This window comes from Intestinibacillus sp. Marseille-P6563 (assembly GCF_900604335.1).
GTDB lineage: Bacteria > Bacillota > Clostridia > Oscillospirales > Butyricicoccaceae > Butyricicoccus_B.
Genome location: NZ_UWOD01000001.1, coordinates 516427 through 531757, shown reverse-complemented (window position 1 = coordinate 531757; position 15331 = coordinate 516427). Strand labels below are relative to the sequence as shown.

Here is a 15331-nt window from a genome sequence, read left to right as displayed (position 1 = left end):
AACAAAAGGAGGACGCTATGAATAAGTACAAACTTTGGGATAAAAAATCTGACATTTACACACCGGGGCGGGATAAGGATACAGGTAAAAATCATTTTACTGCGGAAGAATGGCTTGAACGATATGCATGGGCGCAGAATCCAGATGCCAAAATGATAATTTCAAATAGCGTTATCAATGGTTCTGTTGCGATGGAATTCAATGCAACTGTTGAGCATTACAAGCGGATCGGATGCGATTTCAGCCAATGTCAATCTGACGATGACTATTTACAGGCAATCAGTGATTTTGAGGATAATCCTCCTTTTGCTAATGAACCTACTAACGAAGAACGTATTGCCGCAGCATTGGAAGCGCAAGTAATGATGGCATTGCCGGCCTCAGAAGCTACGCCTCAAGTTATGGCAATGACTATGACTTCGGAAACTATTTCCGCTGAAACAGAACTTTCCAGCGCTGCGATAAGAGTTCAGAAGAATTATACTCGTGGACTTTGGACAAAATCATTGGTTGATATAGCTGTTCAAAAAGGGGACATTACCTTGGCAGAACGCGATAAGATTTTGAACGGGTGATGAAGATTGGCAATCAATCAAACCACATGGGATATGTACTTAAATGCAATTAAAGGCGGTAGCTTTTACAAACTCGCCCGGCTGGATTTTTTACAGCCGGACGGGTCTATTGCATTTTCTGTTTCAAACAATCCTCAAAATCCTAGATCGGGAGCATTCATACAAGAAGGGGAACTGGCTGTAAATCTCCAAAATGGGCAGCGTAGACAAGCAACGGTCACACTTTCCAACATAAACCAAGAGTATGACTACAATGTCAATAACGTGTGGTTTGGAACACAAATACGCCTGATGGAAGGTCTTGTTATGCCAGACGGGTCAGACTTCTATCTTCCTCAAGGCGTGTTCTATGTCAAAAATCCAGAAGAAAGCTTTCTTCCAAACCAAAAAATAGTGCGTTATACATTGGTGGATAAGTGGGCAATGTTAGATGGAACATTGTTTGGTAATCTTGAGGGATGGGCGCTGATTGAGCGCGGAGAAAATATTTTAACGGGCATTTCGGGAATATTGAAACGAGATCGTGGCAATGGTCTACCGATAGACAGTTTACCCCCGATATACACCACATACTACAACAACAAAACAATTACATTAGCAGATGGCACCACACAACCGTGGGTAAATGCGCCCTATACTGCACGTTTCGATAGCAACAATGTTACATTTGCGGATATATTGCTTGAACTCAACAAAATGCTTGTGGGTTGGATTGGATACGATCAAAACGGTCAACTTCGTGTTGATGCAGCCTATGAAGATATTCTTGATAGTGACAAGCCTATTATATGGAACTTCTCCCCCATGACTGGCGAGTTTTTGGGAGCCACCTATGCCGTTCAAAACACAGAAGTATTCAATGACATTATTGTTATTGGACAGGCCATCAATGGAAATCATGTTCCGTCCGGACGTGCAGTAAATCAAGACCCTTCGAGCGATACCAACACTGGAATTTTAGGAATGCGTACCAAAATATTTGATGAAACAAGCTATTACGCAGACGAGCAATGTCAAGAACTCGCTGAATACTATTTGAAGCGAAATACCGTACTCAAAAAATCTGTTACTATCGAATCATCCCAGCTTTTCCATATCACCGAAAACAATTTGGCGACGGTTCGCAGGATGGACAAAAGCGGTAATCCAATAGAACGTCATTTGATTACAGGTTTTACGCGCTCCATCGCGCAAGGTGGTAAAATGCAGATCAACTGTACCAGCGTGAATGATTTTCCGTCTGCATCCCCATATCCACTCCCGTCCACACAGATTTATGCAACAGTCGTAGTTACTGTTACTGCCGGGGCAGTAGTAACACTTACATTAAGTGACACCACATTAACAGCGGTTTCAACCGGAACAGCTACATTCACAGTTCCTACCTATGGTGAGTGGAATGTATCTGCCAAGACACCCGATAAAAGCGGTGCTACCACAGTGAACGTTGGGAATCCGGGGCTTTATACCGTAGATGTGACTTTGATTGCAAACGAATAGAGGGATACCACAACATGCAAAATCAAGATCAGGTGGAAGCAGTACGAGCATGGAACGAATTGCGACCTAAGATTATTCAAGAAATTCAAAATCAAACAAAAAACTGCATTCGCATGAAAAAGGTGACTGTTGTTACTACCCCTAATGGTACAACACTTGGAGTTATGCAGCCAAATGATACCCAGATATTTAATATTCCATATGTAGCAGCGCTATCATCTGCTCAAATTGGCGATATGGTTTTGGTGCAATATTGGTATGGCATGAGTAATGCAATTGCAGTCAGCTTTGGAATAGGCGATCAGCTTTAAGAACAGAAAGGGATGAATTATACATGCCAATTTCAAACGGAAGATATATAAGCCCTACATGGATAAACAATCAATCGCCACCGATCAATGCATCAGAGTTACAAGCAATCACTGATACATTGCAAAATTTGGATGGAATCGGCGGATCTGGACGAGGATATATTATTGTCGGAACAACACAAAGCGGTGCCACGCTTTCTACTTGTGATTATATATGTGACGGGGCTTCGGACGAAGTGGAGATCAACCAAGCTATTCAAAAGGCGACAGAAATAGGAGCAAACATTTTACTTCTTGATGGCACGTATACTGTTTCCAATCCAATCTTACCACTATCGAATATTATGATTGAAGGACAACAATATGGTTCAAAAAATGATGGTGGAACATATTTCCCAAACACTGTGAAGATTACATCATCAGATCAAAATGTTTCTTCGCTTATATATATGGACAATTCATTTGACAATACTCTATATATGAGGGGGATTACTTTATCTAACCTTTCATTTCCGTCACAGTTTTTAATTAAATATGGAACTTCCACAGGAATTTTATATCTTTCGAATGTATATATGGAAGGAGAAAGTGTGAATGCCATCATTCCGCCTTCCGATGAATTTTCTCTCCATGCATATAATAGCGCACTAATATCTAGTACGCTTTCACTCAGCAATTCATATATTGAAAACTGCTCACTTAATGGAATTTCATTTGTTGAATGTGGTGCAATCGCTCAAAAAACGGATACATTTATGCATTTCAATAGTTTTTTTGGAAATGTAACTATGACTGACTGCCAAAAATGCACTTTGATCGGAAATATTTTTTATGGTTCGCTTTCTTTGCAATCAGGATCAGGCTCAACTACAAACCATGTGTGTGCTTGCAACAACATTATGGGGAATACTTTTGCAGCAGGAAACGGAATTACATTGGGAACAGGAACATCGTATAATAATGTTACATGCAATGGCGGTGTGGCATATCAAGGTGGTACATCATTCACACATTGGTCTGGCGTAACAGACAATGGCACAAACAACTATGTTTCAAACAATATGCCAACATCTTGACGCACAAAAAAATCCCCACGGAACTCAAACAGATGTTCCGTGGGGATATACTTTGTCAAACGCTGTTGATGCTGAATTGATCGGAGTGACATCGGGCGCGAGAAGCTTCGCATAATGTTCTGTGATTGCACTTGTAGAATGTCCAAGCAGTGCTTGAATCTCTGCCATTGGAACACCATTCGATAACATATATCTAGCAGCAGTATGACGAAGCGAGTGGGGAGAAATATCCGTCCGTCCTGTTGTGCTTCGAATGTATTCTTTTACATCCGTAATGATGCTGCGCCGGTCCAACTTATGTGCACCTCTCCAATCATTTGCCAAGAATACTGCATCTTGGTCTGTGGCAGATTCGGGACGAAACTTCATATATTCCTTTACGGCTTCCTGCGCAACACTATAAAATAGCACAGTACGATCTTTTCCGCCTTTACCATTAGCAATATATATTGTGCCTTTATCCCAGTTTAAATCAATGGGACGCAATTCGATCAACTCAGATTCGCGCATGGCAGATGTGACAAGCAGCAGAGTAATAGCACGTCTACGTAAGTATACAATACTCTTTTCTGCATCTTCGCGTCTCCTGACAATTCGCATCATATCGTTATCGTTCAGAACATTCTTGATTTCGTGCTGATGCTGAGGAACTTCCATGTTCTTTCTCACCGGATTTCCTCCATACCATATACCCATATCAAGCATCCAAGCGAAGATAGATTTTAGGATACGCATATATTTGTTTATCGTGCTGGGCTTAAATTCATCCATGCTGTTGCGGAAGTCAATCAATGTTTCGACGGTGATTTGCTCATTCTTTCTGTCGCTCATATATTCGATCAGTTTATCACATACAAGACGACGTTGGGTTACGGATGAATCAGCTAAAAAAGCGCACGACCGAAAATATTTTTGAATCCCTTTTTCGAAATCTTGAATTGTAGGCATAATAAAACCCTCTTTCTCAATACTCATTTCACTGTTCTTGCGCTTCCTTAGCCACACTTGACACTCCCCATGCCTAAAGGCAGGGGATTCTCAGTTCAGCGACCATTGCCTGCAAGCAGGTCTTACACGATCTCCCCGAGCGTATAGGTTTGGGCGTGTCCCGCCCTACCACATTGAGGCGGCTTATATCCCCATAGCTGAAGCAAGGGGTATTACGCCGCCTTCGATAAAAGCATCAGCTTTTTCCTGTTGACTCCATCGGCAGATTTCCATAACGCCTTTTCTGTTGTAGATATACACATCTTGTTTTCCACCGGAGGGGTACGCAATCTGCGTTACCCTTGAGAACTTGTCCAGTCTTTCCTTGTGTCTCTTGTGAATATCTGAAATGGCGCGTTTGGGGTTGGAATATCCTAAAGCAGTTCCGATTTGCTCTCGGGTCATGTATACTTGATTTCCGTCGCCATAGAAATCACATTTTACTGTTCCAAATGTTTCGGACTTCAAAATTTGCAACGTAGACGTTTGATTCATTTCTGTGCTCCTTTCATAGAAAATGCATATTGAGTGGCTATATTCAATGCTAAAATTCTATGATAGGTTACGCAGCAATAAACAGCAGCCGAAACGTTTCACGTCCCTTCGGCGTAATGAGTGTTTGTGTTCCTCCCCATCCGGTCTTTTCATTCAAGCACTCTTTCAGGCAGAACAGGCCGCTTTCCACATACTGCTGGTACGGTTGGAGCTTACCTTTCTTATCTCGATAGGCATATTTCTTTTCGATCAGGAAGCTTACAAACTTTCTCGGCGGCACATTAAGTTGCTTTGCCGTTTCGCGGAAATTGGTAAGTAGGTTCCTATCTACGATTTCATCGAAATAGTCCGCTTTGGGTTTCATGATCTGGTTGTCAACAGTTAGTTCGGAATTGGCGATTTCCAATGCCTTGCGCTTCTCTTGTTCATCCTTGAGCGCAGTTGCAATCTTGATAAGTGTATCAGGATTCATGATTGCAGCTTCCAGTGTTTCAGGTGTCATGTATGCGCCATGCTTGCGGATAGAGGGGAGGACTTCATCAAAAATCCAGCATTCAAACTTATCTGCACCCGGTAACTCAGACTTTGCCCCCAAGCGGTAAATATCGCCTTCGGTGATAAATTTCATATTCTGCTGACGACCTAACGAATCGTTAGCCCGTCTCTCCACAGTTCCTTTGCAGTGGTCTGCAATGGCTTTTGTAGGATTCTTATATCCCAATGCCTTAGCCACATCCGACCCGCAGAACAGCACTTTGCCGTTTTCCTCGATTGTTCGAATCGTTCCAAACTCTGCATTCTGGAAAATTTGCAATTCATTCATATAGCATGCTCCTTTCTGAGAAAACGAAAAACGGCGCACCCCGACCACCAATACAGTTTGACTGTATGAGTGGCGCGGAAGTGCGCCGTTTGTGTGGTCATAGTATATGCGATTTTTCAGCCGAAGTCAAGGGTATATTCTTTGTGTGAATTATACAAAGATTTCCCGTGCAAGCTGCATGGCGTAGCGGTAGCCCAGCAGGAATCCCATGCGCTCGGTCTTGACTTGGTGCATTGCGATGAAATCAGAAGCCGCGTTCACGTCGCCGCTATCTAGCATGCTGCGAACATCTTCGCACGGCAACGACCATTCCGCTTCGTACAACGCATTCAGTTCTGCATCTTCTTCCATTCGGCTTAGTGCATCCGCATGGTGCGCGTTTATGATCTCTGGAAAGGGTCTGTTTTTCATTTTGCTTTTCCTCCTGGTGTCTTGTAAACCCCGAAGGATATGGTATAATAGATTTACCATCCCTTCGGGATTGGTGTTCTAAGGTGTCGTATTCTTTGTCAGGGAGCCGACACCTTATTTTTCTTGTTCCAAAAGCAAATGTATCCCACGACGAATCGCTTCTGTGCGTGTAACCCCATGCTTTTCGCAATAATCCAACAATCGATTATTGGTTTCTTGGTCAAAACGCACCTTTAAATTTACATTTAATGGATTTTCTGCTTTTGGACGCCCTGTGCGAGGGCTCATTTTAATCACCTACTTTCTGCACTCTCTAAATACAGTATAATTGTTGGAGCACAAAAAGTCAAGGTGTTTTTAGAAAATATTTCTTTGTATTTGTATTGGAAATAGATTCTTGATATGGTAAAATAAAAATATGATATTGGAGGTATATCAAATACATGTAAATCATTACAAGGAAATTAGGGTTTGAAAGAGGTATTATTATGAAAAACTTTGACAGAAAAAGTTTTTTTGCGGGGATTTTTTGCTCATGTGCTATATCCGGACTAATAATCCCGGCATTTGCTGCCGTAACAGGCTCAATGACTCCAAACTTAGTGAATGTAATAGCTGATGGCAAGACAATTTCTAAAGAAGGAGAAAATTATACACTTCAAAATGGAACATCTGCTCCTGGAAGTATTACGTATGAGGATGAAAATGGAGGGTGGACGGTATATTTACCTGTACGTAAATTATCCGAAACATTGGGTGTCGAAATTGGGTGGAATGAGAGCCAGAATGCGGTTGTAGTAGGTGACGGAGCCAGCGATATCCCGCAAAATGAGACAAGTGATTTTTCTGGATACAAAGACTATCCCTCTGTTCCTGACTTTGCAACGCTTTATCCAGATGATACAACATTACAAGATATTAAGACATCCAATGATGGAAGTGCAACGGTGTATGTCTACAACGGTACTTCCGGAACCATTGGCACCATACCGTATCGAAGGTTGTTGGAATCTGCTGGATTCCAGTTTGTAAATAAATTCGATTTTGATACAAAATGGGGAGTCGTTCAAGTCGGAAAGGTCGATCAGTATAAAAAGGACGGATTGTATGTTTCGTTTGGGTATTCTCCAGAAGGCACGTTTTCTGTGATGATTTCCACCTATCAAACAGATGGCAATACGTTCTTTTATATGGGAGAGAGTGCAGGAACAGAGGATATAGCTTATTATAGTCGATATCCAAGTGTTCCTGATTTTGGAGCGTTTGCGGGTATTCCAGAGTCGGATATTGGTAAACTTGCCGGTCTGGATGGATATTATTATGATGTACTCGATCTGGATGACGCACTTTCACAGAATGAAAACCTTTTAATTGATTACCATTCCCTTTTACTGAAATGCGGATTTATTTATGTCGGCGACTTTGAGGGTGGTAATGGCCCGATAGAATGTTATACAGATGGGCAATATTCGATTGGGGTAGGGATTATAGATTCAAGATTCTTTGCTGTTGTTGCCCTGAATGACTAATACCACGACAATCCACAAAGAATTTGCATCACACGATATTTTATAAATTTTTCTTGCCCCGGATGCTCCACTTATGATATAATGGGTGTAATCCAATATGATTATTACGGCGCGGAACGCGCCAAACCATACTAGCTAAGTAGTAGTTGAGTATGATTTGGTGTGTTCCGCGCCTTTTTAATTTCCAAAAAAAATGAAACACTTGAAAGGAGAAAATAGTATGGAAGAAAATTACATCACCGAGATTATCAACATCAGTGGGGTCGAGTGCTTTGAAAAAGATGGCACGGCCTATCTCAAACTGGAAAGTGTGGCACGCGGATTAGGATTCACTAAGACGGAAACCAAAAATGGGGTTGAGTACAACACGATTCGTTGGGAGCGCGTCTTTGGATTTTTGGATGAATTTGGTTTCGACCACAAGTGGGCGAAAGATGGTTTCATCCCGGAAAACATTTTCTATCGCCTTGCGATGAAAGCGAAGAACGCCGCAGCCGAAGCTTTCCAAGCGAAGATCGCAGATGAAGTTATTCCTTCCATCCGCAAGCACGGTGGATATATCGCTGGTCAAGAGGAAATGAGCGCCGAAGAACTAATGGCAAAGGCGTTGATGGTTGCGCAAAAGACGCTGGCCGAGCGCGAAGCCCGTATCTCTGCACTGACAGTAGAAAATCAAATCATGGCTCCCAAAGCTGCATACTTTGATGAACTGGTTGATCGTAATTTGCTGACCGGTTTGCGTGAAACCGCAAAAGAACTTGGCATCCAGCAGAATAAGTTTGTTTCATTCCTGTTAGAGAAAAAGTATTTGTACCGAGACAGGAAAGGCAAGCTAATGCCGTATCAGACCCATGTGGATGATGAAATTTTTGAGTTGAAAGAATGCTACAATGAAAAAACACAATGGGGCGGTACGCAAACTATGGTCACGCCCAAAGGGCGTGAGACATTCCGACTCTTGATGGTAGGAGTCGCTTAAAATCTTCTGCAATCGCTTGCTTTTTGTATATGAATGCTGTATAATATAAATAAGCTACATATTCAAGCTACAGGATTCTTTGATTGTTCATAGTGTTATGAATAGAGTTCATTTTTCTGTATCAGCATGAGGGTCTTTCTGAGTATTCCACCATTCGGAAAGGTCCTTTTTATATTCAAAAATAAAAAGAGCAACATCCCACAAGTACCAGTCGTAGGATGTTGCTCTTTTCGTTTGTGCATAGATCAGTCAAAACTGATACAAGCGCCGTTTTCTCTACACGATTGATTATACCACACAATCGAATTACTTACAACCTATCCCCCGCTTTTGGTTATGATCGTGAGTGGAGGGAGTCGGTCTTATCCCCACTTTTGGTTATAGCAGTATGCGGAGCGAGTCAAGCTTTATAGGTACTTTTGTTTATGATCGTAGGCGGAGCGACTTTTGTTTTTAATTCACAGTATTATTATATGAATTAAATGTTTGCCCCATTCTTCTTATCATATCGAATGGAATCCTTCTATTCGGTCTATGCAACTCTTTATATATATGATGCCATGGCGAACCCTCCATGCGCGTCCATTCACTCAGATCATGAGTGGATATATGCGCATACTTTCCAACAATTCGGTCAAGGAAATCTATATCTTCGGTATCTAAGTGCAGCCTATCTTCATATAGTAAAGCTTCGCTCACAGATATATCCATCCCGCCCCATGCGCAGTATTTCCAATATACATCAAGGCACGCTGGCCCAAAATTCATCGCATAGAAATCTTCGTTGAACAAACTCCTATTATTATGGTATGAATACTCAATCCATGCTGCATACAATATGTACTGCAATCGCAGATTTTGAATCGCAATCCGATATTGATTGTGTCGTAATATAATGTAGCCCGCGATATGCTTTACTTTGTATGGAGCCGTACCACGTAGATAATCGGATGAACTCGCTTTGGAGTCTTGCACATTGATATTTATTGCATCGAATCCAACAAAGTGATCGTTATTATATGCACATCTGTCACGGGCTGCATCTCTATCCGCATTGTATTTTTCGCAAACATAGCTATGGAAACAGCGCGTACAAATGCAATTGGATGTTTTCTCAGACATTCATTCCATCTCCGTTCCACATTGCGCAGTCATCGGAACCCATACATACTCAAACACAAATGTGCAAAAGGCTTGCATTAACGATTTATCCGGGTCGTATCCGCATGCTTGATCTATCGCAATCTCGATTGGATTTCGGCGTTCTCCCAAATGATTTCCAGTAATGCGATTGAATTGCTTTACAAATTCCGCATTTGAAACACATACCTTGCAACATCCTACAAAATCCATATCATCAAACCTCCATAAAATCGGAAAGTGTACTTGCAAAATTCTTACGAAAAATGCTAAGTACACTTTTAATATTTCCTATCAAACTTTGATTTTTTTGATTTTGTGTTGGAAACACATTAAAGTCCCGTGGAATTTTTTATCGCGCCCTAACGATATATTCACCGGTTCGATCCCGAAAACAATATATCATATCCAGTGCCGGGGGGATTTTTGAACCGCGTGTTACCCCTACGCGCAAGCGCGAGAAATTCAAGGTTATTTCTAATTTATTCCATTGAATTATTTTCCATCAAACATGTAATTTTTTTCGTAAAATTCTATTTAATTACACATATACCATTATTTATCATCGGGCAACCATTCCAACAAATCGCCTGGTTGACATTGTAACATTCCACATAGTTTATTGATCGTCAATACACTAATATTGCAATCGTTTTCCCGCAGCTTTTGCACTATTGCTGGGGACATTTTATAGATTTTTGTTAGTGAATACGTCGTGATTCCGGTTTTCTTCAAACTTTCCAGCACGTCAAACTTATATCTAATCATTTACATCACCCTTACACTATATATAGCCATTAGCACCCATCATTTTTTCTGGTCATTATAGACAAAATTATAGCTATATATTTAGCAGAAATATAGTCATAAAAATATCTATTACCTATTGCGTGTAGTCATAAAATAGACTATAATATATTTGTAAGGCAGAGGCGCAAACCTCTTATGAAAGGAAGTGAGGTAATGACCGAAGGCATGACGAATGCAGAGTTCAACGCATTCTTGGAAACCTTGGCGAAGCTGATCGAAGCAACCGCCAAGACGCCAAGCGAAGCCGCTGAAATCATCCGGCAGGCTAAAACAAATTAAATAACGGCTTGCGGTAACGCCCGCAAAGCAACACCGCAAGCCAACGCACAAGGCAAGCCGGGAGCCTTACCCCGGCTACCTTGATTATAAACCAAGTAAGGCAACGAAATCAAGACGCCTTTATATAAAATGGAGCGATAACAATGCACAAAGGTAAATGGTATATTCTCCCGCTAGATGCTTTCGGCCAGCCTTCCGGCGATGTGCAAGAAATTCACTTGACCAAAGCAGAAGTCGAGCAGATGCGAAAAGCAGGACAATACATTTTTAAAAGCTATGCCGCCGCGCTTTCTCGCGCGCAGGACTAAAACAAAGCCCGGCGATCACTCGCCGGGCTGCTCTTATTCTTGCATGAAATCATCAAGCGCTTTTCTCAATATCGCATTCACTGTCGTTCCCTCTGCTTTCGCCTTTTCTCGTACCGTCTCGGCATAGTCTTTGCGAACCTTACAACCTAAAACGGTCATGTGTTTGGCAATATATTTATTGTTTGCGCGTCGCTGTGATTCTGTCAAAGCCACGGTATCACCTCCCGGCAACATTATACACGCTATTCATTAACTTAACAATACATAAATTATGCAAAATACATGGTTTAACTTTGTGCAAATTTACTACTTGATAATATGGTTAAACCATGTAATAATATAGACACAACGAAAGAACAGAACACAATACAGAAAGTGCGGTGCGAATAATGAAAACTATGATTTTTGAAAACTTCGATGCGTTTTGCGAATGCGAACATAAACAAGACTATGAATTGGTCGCCATCGTCAAGAATCCTAAATACGGAACAATTTGCGCAGACCTGATGACGGATTGCAAACGCTGGAAAACGGCAGTAAATCGCTTTTTTAACGCGATTGAGAAAACCGAATTTGCCGAGCATTTTGTCGGATGGAAAGACGGAATCATCGAAAGCATTGAAAACGGTTGTTGGAACGACCGGGAAGCGTATTGGAACGAAAGCACTGGGCGCTGCGAGTATTACCTTGGCGGGTACCATTGGTGCGTCGAAGATTGCGACGGCTCATTTTACATCGAACTGACGGCATAAGGGGGTATACAGTTGAAAAACATTTTAGTATTTTTACTTTTCACGTTTATTATTGCCGCGCCGCTGCTGTGCATGGCGTGGGGGATTTAAGAAAGGAGAAAACAACAATGAACGCAACATACACACTGAACGCCGAAAAGAATGGCGTAGAAATCCGCTTTGACAGAAAGCCCGCCGCCGATGTGCTGGAAGCAATCAAGGCCGCCGGTTATCGGTGGAGCCGCGCGCAGCGTTTATGGTGGGCGCGGCAGTCTGAAAAGACTCTGAAAATCGCAATGCAGATTGCAAACGCTGAGAGCGCGGAAACCGTTACAAGCGTAACCGCCGAAAGCATTCCCGATCTTTGGGAGCGCACGCGCTGGACCCCCGGCCCTGGTGGCGATGATTGCCACGCGCGTTTTGTTGGCAGCAACTACAAGCGCGGCATGTCTAACAAGGAAATTGCCGCAACGGTCAAAAAGCATCTGTCCCAGCGTTTTCCCGGTACAAAATGGAGCGTGACGACGGCGGGTTATAACTCCGTTAATGTCTATCTTGTTTCGGCCCCCTACGAAAACGCTAAAGGCTGTGAAAATATGCGGGAATGGGCTGAAAAGTCCCCGGAATTATCTGCTATTGAAGATTACGCGCGCCAACTGCTGAAATCTTATAACTACGATGATTCGGACAGCATGACAGACTATTTTGATGTTAACTTTTATGAGACTGTCGGAATCGCTTACAACTACAAACAGACCGAACCCACCGAAGCACAGACGCAGGAAATCGAAGCTTTCCGCGCCCGAATTGCAGAAGAACAGCGCAAGGAAGAAGAACGCCAGAAACGCGAATGGGAAGAAGAAAAAGCACGCCGCGCAGAAGCCGCAAAAGAATTTGAACGGCGGGAAGCCGAAGCCCATGCAGCTATTGAAGCATTGAAAGCAGCGGCGACCGTCCGCGCGCTGGAAGAATCAGAACAATATATCATCCCCAGCGCACCGCTTACGCGTAAAGCGTCCGATCTGAATGAAGCTCGCGAAGCCGCAGAAGAAAACGCGGTTGATATTTCTGATTGCATTATTTTGGAAGAAATCACCGCACCCGCCGAACTGCTCAACGCATGGGGCGAAAAAGCTTTGTTGCATGATGTACCCGAACTTTTCCGCGCCGTAGGCGGTAGCCGCACATTTGACGCCCGTATTGGCTCAATGATTGACTGCCATAACATGGACGCAGACGAGCGCGAAAGCGTGAAATGGTATACACTCGCAACCGCTATCTATACCACGACCGGCGAACTTTGGGCGGTTGTAGATGATGAAGGCTATAACTATGCCCGTTATATCGCCGTCGCGCCGTGGGATGGTTGCGCCGAACGTCTGCCCATCCCCGCCGAACCGGAACAAAACCCGGAGGTTCTCGACGCGGCGCGCTGCATTGAGGACATCAGCGCAGAAACCATTGAAAAATTAGACTTATGCGGCGGCGATTGGAAAACGTCAGAGGACTACAAAAACGCAATGGAGCCGCATATGGACACGATCACAAGGGAAATTGTCCAAGCGGTATCTATTGATGATCTTAAAATGTGGCTTTATCGCCGCATGTCTGAACGCAACTCAATCCGCGAACGGCTTACACGCGCAAACATTCCCACCGGCGAGCGGGTGACGATCATCAAAGAAAGTGAATTCGGTGGCGTATCGACTACGGCTGCAACGTGGTCGAGCTGGGAGCCTGTACGCTATGCGCAATATGATGACGCGGCTAAAATCATCGTCAAGCCCAAACACAAGCGCGGATTGCATTACATGACGCTGCACCGTGGGCCGTCCGTGCTAATTGTGTCCGGTAATATCAATTTACCTGATTCGCTCTTTTGGGAGGATTTGCCCGGCACTATGGAAGGCGTAACAATGCGGAAAAGCCGCTTTACATCATGCGACCCGGCAGCAATGGAAGCGGTACGCGAGTATTTGCGCGAGCATGGCGCGAAAATCTATATTGACTATAACGGGAAATAAGGGGGGAGTACCTAATGAAAAGATACAGAGACAAAAGCGGAAAGCTTACGAAAACAATAGAGGAACTAGCCGCAGAAACGCGCGCGGACGCGACTGCTTATTATATCGATGGGGCGCGTTATCTGTACGCCGGGCGCGAATATGTTTTACATCTGTGCGACAAAGAAACAGAGCTTGTATGTTTTGAAAGCGCGGACGGTTACAAAATTTATACAACTCCGGAAATGCTGGGGACATTTTTGCCCGATGTAGCAGACGAAGGATTAGAGATAGTCAGAGTGGAGATATAAAGCGATGAAAGACAACAAACAAAAAGAAACCGCGCAGCGGTTCGGCATCTTGAATCAGTGTGAAGCGCTCGAAAACGATCTTTTGAAAATTCTGGGCGTGGTTTCCGTAGATTTCGACCTTGACGGATTTTTTGATAACTTGCACCAAGTTATTTTGCTTGTCGAATACGATATTGACGCAAGGCGAGACGATTATTTCGCAGCACTGCGAGAACTGAAAAAGCATTGTATTATGGCAATGCTGTCGCACGGACTGAACCCGTCCGGCGATGCAATCGAAGATTATGGGCGACACCTTTATTTTGTGCGCCAGTGTGGCAAGCATTGGACCGCCACTAAAAATAACAATCACTAAAAAATTTTGTATGGAGGGCTAAAACCATGAAAAAGACCATCATTGCTATCATCATCACCGCCGCTATGGCATTCACCGCCGGACACCTTGCAACCATCAAAACGCTGGACATCCAGACCGACGGCGACGGGGACAGCGCATTTGTAAACACTATGGGCCAGGAATATTTTGTCGGCATCAATGGCTATGAGGTGGGATAAATGATTGACTACAACGCCGAGCGGGAGAGGCACGCCGCAGAGTTGCGGCAATATAACGCACTTGTGGAGGCCGTAAAAATTGCGGCCTCCAATTATGCACGACGCACGGGAAGCCAGCTAAACCGCACATACACAACTTACGCCGATCTAGCCGCGGACGCATACATTATTATGCAGGAGTCATCGAACCAGACAGACGATACACCAGATTCAAAAATCCGGCGGGCAGCATATGAAGCAGTGCGCCGCGCTATCAGGGCACAAAAAAAACATACCCATTATTTAGATCTCGATGACATCGACGCCCCCGAACCCGATACAATGGTCGATGCCATCGCAATACGCGACGCAATAGACAGGGGCGGCGAGCTGGTGCAAATGCTGTCCTATGGATACACGATCACAGAAATATCACAGCACATAGGCGCAGCACCATCCACCACTTGGCGCAGGATTGAGCAGGCAAGAGGACGCACAAAAAAATATTTGGAAAATGCAAAATAAACTT

Annotated in this window: 23 protein-coding genes; 14 read left to right on the top strand and 9 right to left on the bottom strand. The window is 43.5% G+C overall.

The window, feature by feature from the left end; all coding sequences use genetic code 11:
• Window positions 1-17: 17 nt before the first annotated feature.
• From EFB11_RS02845 to EFB11_RS16705, 4 genes are read left to right on the top strand one after another with little or no spacing between them, the layout of a single operon-like run.
• Window positions 18-575 (top strand): hypothetical protein, encoded by a 558-nt coding sequence (locus EFB11_RS02845; RefSeq protein WP_122788845.1) that lies wholly within the window; start codon window positions 18-20, stop codon window positions 573-575.
• Window positions 576-581: 6 nt separating this feature from the next.
• Window positions 582-2075, top strand: coding sequence for a hypothetical protein (locus EFB11_RS02840; protein WP_164706577.1), 1494 nt, complete (start codon window positions 582-584; stop codon window positions 2073-2075).
• 14 nt (window positions 2076-2089) lie between these two features.
• Entirely contained in the window at window positions 2090-2386 is a 297-nt protein-coding gene (locus tag EFB11_RS02835; RefSeq protein ID WP_122788843.1) for a hypothetical protein, read from the top strand.
• Between the two features lie 23 nt (window positions 2387-2409).
• Window positions 2410-3462 (top strand): hypothetical protein, encoded by a 1053-nt coding sequence (locus EFB11_RS16705; protein ID WP_164706576.1) that lies wholly within the window; start codon window positions 2410-2412, stop codon window positions 3460-3462.
• 24 nt (window positions 3463-3486) lie between these two features.
• Here EFB11_RS16705 and EFB11_RS02830 read toward each other — a convergent pair whose 3' ends face one another.
• The 5 genes from EFB11_RS02830 to EFB11_RS02810 form a co-directional block, all read right to left on the bottom strand.
• Window positions 3487-4410 (bottom strand): tyrosine-type recombinase/integrase, encoded by a 924-nt coding sequence (locus EFB11_RS02830; protein WP_164706575.1) that lies wholly within the window; start codon window positions 4408-4410, stop codon window positions 3487-3489.
• Window positions 4411-4593: 183 nt separating this feature from the next.
• Complete coding sequence (locus tag EFB11_RS02825) at window positions 4594-4944, bottom strand: BRO family protein (RefSeq protein ID WP_122788841.1); 351 nt, start codon at window positions 4942-4944, stop codon at window positions 4594-4596.
• Between the two features lie 67 nt (window positions 4945-5011).
• A complete protein-coding gene (locus tag EFB11_RS02820) occupies window positions 5012-5767 on the bottom strand; it encodes a phage antirepressor KilAC domain-containing protein (protein ID WP_122788840.1) in 756 nt (251 codons plus the stop codon).
• A 150-nt stretch (window positions 5768-5917) separates the two neighbouring features.
• Window positions 5918-6178, bottom strand: coding sequence for a hypothetical protein (locus tag EFB11_RS02815; RefSeq protein ID WP_122788839.1), 261 nt, complete (start codon window positions 6176-6178; stop codon window positions 5918-5920).
• A 114-nt stretch (window positions 6179-6292) separates the two neighbouring features.
• A complete protein-coding gene (locus EFB11_RS02810) occupies window positions 6293-6466 on the bottom strand; it encodes a CopG family transcriptional regulator (RefSeq protein ID WP_122788838.1) in 174 nt (57 codons plus the stop codon).
• Between the two features lie 200 nt (window positions 6467-6666).
• On the opposite strand from EFB11_RS02810, the gene EFB11_RS02805 reads away from it, so the two are divergent.
• Both EFB11_RS02805 and EFB11_RS02800 read left to right on the top strand, forming a co-directional pair.
• Window positions 6667-7707 (top strand): hypothetical protein, encoded by a 1041-nt coding sequence (locus tag EFB11_RS02805; protein WP_122788837.1) that lies wholly within the window; start codon window positions 6667-6669, stop codon window positions 7705-7707.
• A gap of 220 nt (window positions 7708-7927) precedes the next feature.
• Entirely contained in the window at window positions 7928-8686 is a 759-nt protein-coding gene (locus tag EFB11_RS02800; RefSeq protein ID WP_243115150.1) for a phage antirepressor KilAC domain-containing protein, read from the top strand.
• 453 nt (window positions 8687-9139) lie between these two features.
• On the opposite strand, the gene EFB11_RS02795 is transcribed toward EFB11_RS02800, so the two are convergent.
• The 3 genes from EFB11_RS02795 to EFB11_RS17330 form a co-directional block, all read right to left on the bottom strand.
• Complete coding sequence (locus EFB11_RS02795; RefSeq protein ID WP_122788835.1) at window positions 9140-9808, bottom strand: Panacea domain-containing protein; 669 nt, start codon at window positions 9806-9808, stop codon at window positions 9140-9142.
• Window positions 9809-10039: a hypothetical protein gene (locus tag EFB11_RS02790; protein WP_122788834.1), complete on the bottom strand. Its 231-nt coding sequence runs from the start codon at window positions 10037-10039 to the stop codon at window positions 9809-9811.
• A gap of 342 nt (window positions 10040-10381) precedes the next feature.
• Window positions 10382-10594: a helix-turn-helix domain-containing protein gene (locus EFB11_RS17330; protein WP_122788833.1), complete on the bottom strand. Its 213-nt coding sequence runs from the start codon at window positions 10592-10594 to the stop codon at window positions 10382-10384.
• A 195-nt stretch (window positions 10595-10789) separates the two neighbouring features.
• Here EFB11_RS17330 and EFB11_RS17325 point away from each other — a divergent pair, with 195 nt between their 5' ends.
• Window positions 10790-10915 carry a hypothetical protein gene (locus EFB11_RS17325; protein ID WP_279220522.1) on the top strand — a complete coding sequence of 42 codons (126 nt, stop codon included), beginning with the start codon at window positions 10790-10792 and terminating at the stop codon, window positions 10913-10915.
• 143 nt (window positions 10916-11058) lie between these two features.
• Complete coding sequence (locus tag EFB11_RS16700; protein ID WP_164706574.1) at window positions 11059-11223, top strand: hypothetical protein; 165 nt, start codon at window positions 11059-11061, stop codon at window positions 11221-11223.
• Window positions 11224-11256: 33 nt separating this feature from the next.
• On the opposite strand, the gene EFB11_RS02780 is transcribed toward EFB11_RS16700, so the two are convergent.
• Window positions 11257-11436: a hypothetical protein gene (locus EFB11_RS02780; RefSeq protein ID WP_122788832.1), complete on the bottom strand. Its 180-nt coding sequence runs from the start codon at window positions 11434-11436 to the stop codon at window positions 11257-11259.
• 176 nt (window positions 11437-11612) lie between these two features.
• On the opposite strand from EFB11_RS02780, the gene EFB11_RS02775 reads away from it, so the two are divergent.
• From EFB11_RS02775 to EFB11_RS02755, 6 genes are read left to right on the top strand one after another with little or no spacing between them, the layout of a single operon-like run.
• Window positions 11613-11975 (top strand): hypothetical protein, encoded by a 363-nt coding sequence (locus tag EFB11_RS02775; RefSeq protein ID WP_122788831.1) that lies wholly within the window; start codon window positions 11613-11615, stop codon window positions 11973-11975.
• A complete protein-coding gene (locus EFB11_RS02770) occupies window positions 11939-13978 on the top strand; it encodes an LPD29 domain-containing protein (protein ID WP_164706573.1) in 2040 nt (679 codons plus the stop codon). The genes EFB11_RS02775 and EFB11_RS02770 overlap by 37 nt, the downstream gene beginning before the upstream one ends.
• Before the next feature lie 14 nt (window positions 13979-13992).
• Entirely contained in the window at window positions 13993-14268 is a 276-nt protein-coding gene (locus tag EFB11_RS02765; protein ID WP_122788829.1) for a hypothetical protein, read from the top strand.
• Between the two features lie 4 nt (window positions 14269-14272).
• On the top strand, window positions 14273-14623 hold the full coding sequence (locus EFB11_RS02760) for a hypothetical protein (protein ID WP_122788828.1): 351 nt from the start codon (window positions 14273-14275) through the stop codon (window positions 14621-14623).
• 26 nt (window positions 14624-14649) lie between these two features.
• On the top strand, window positions 14650-14823 hold the full coding sequence (locus EFB11_RS16695) for a hypothetical protein (RefSeq protein WP_164706572.1): 174 nt from the start codon (window positions 14650-14652) through the stop codon (window positions 14821-14823).
• The gene (locus EFB11_RS02755) at window positions 14824-15327 is read left to right on the top strand and encodes a hypothetical protein (RefSeq protein WP_122788827.1); all 504 of its coding nucleotides are present in this window, start codon (window positions 14824-14826) and stop codon (window positions 15325-15327) included.
• The last annotated feature ends 4 nt before the right edge of the window (window positions 15328-15331 follow it).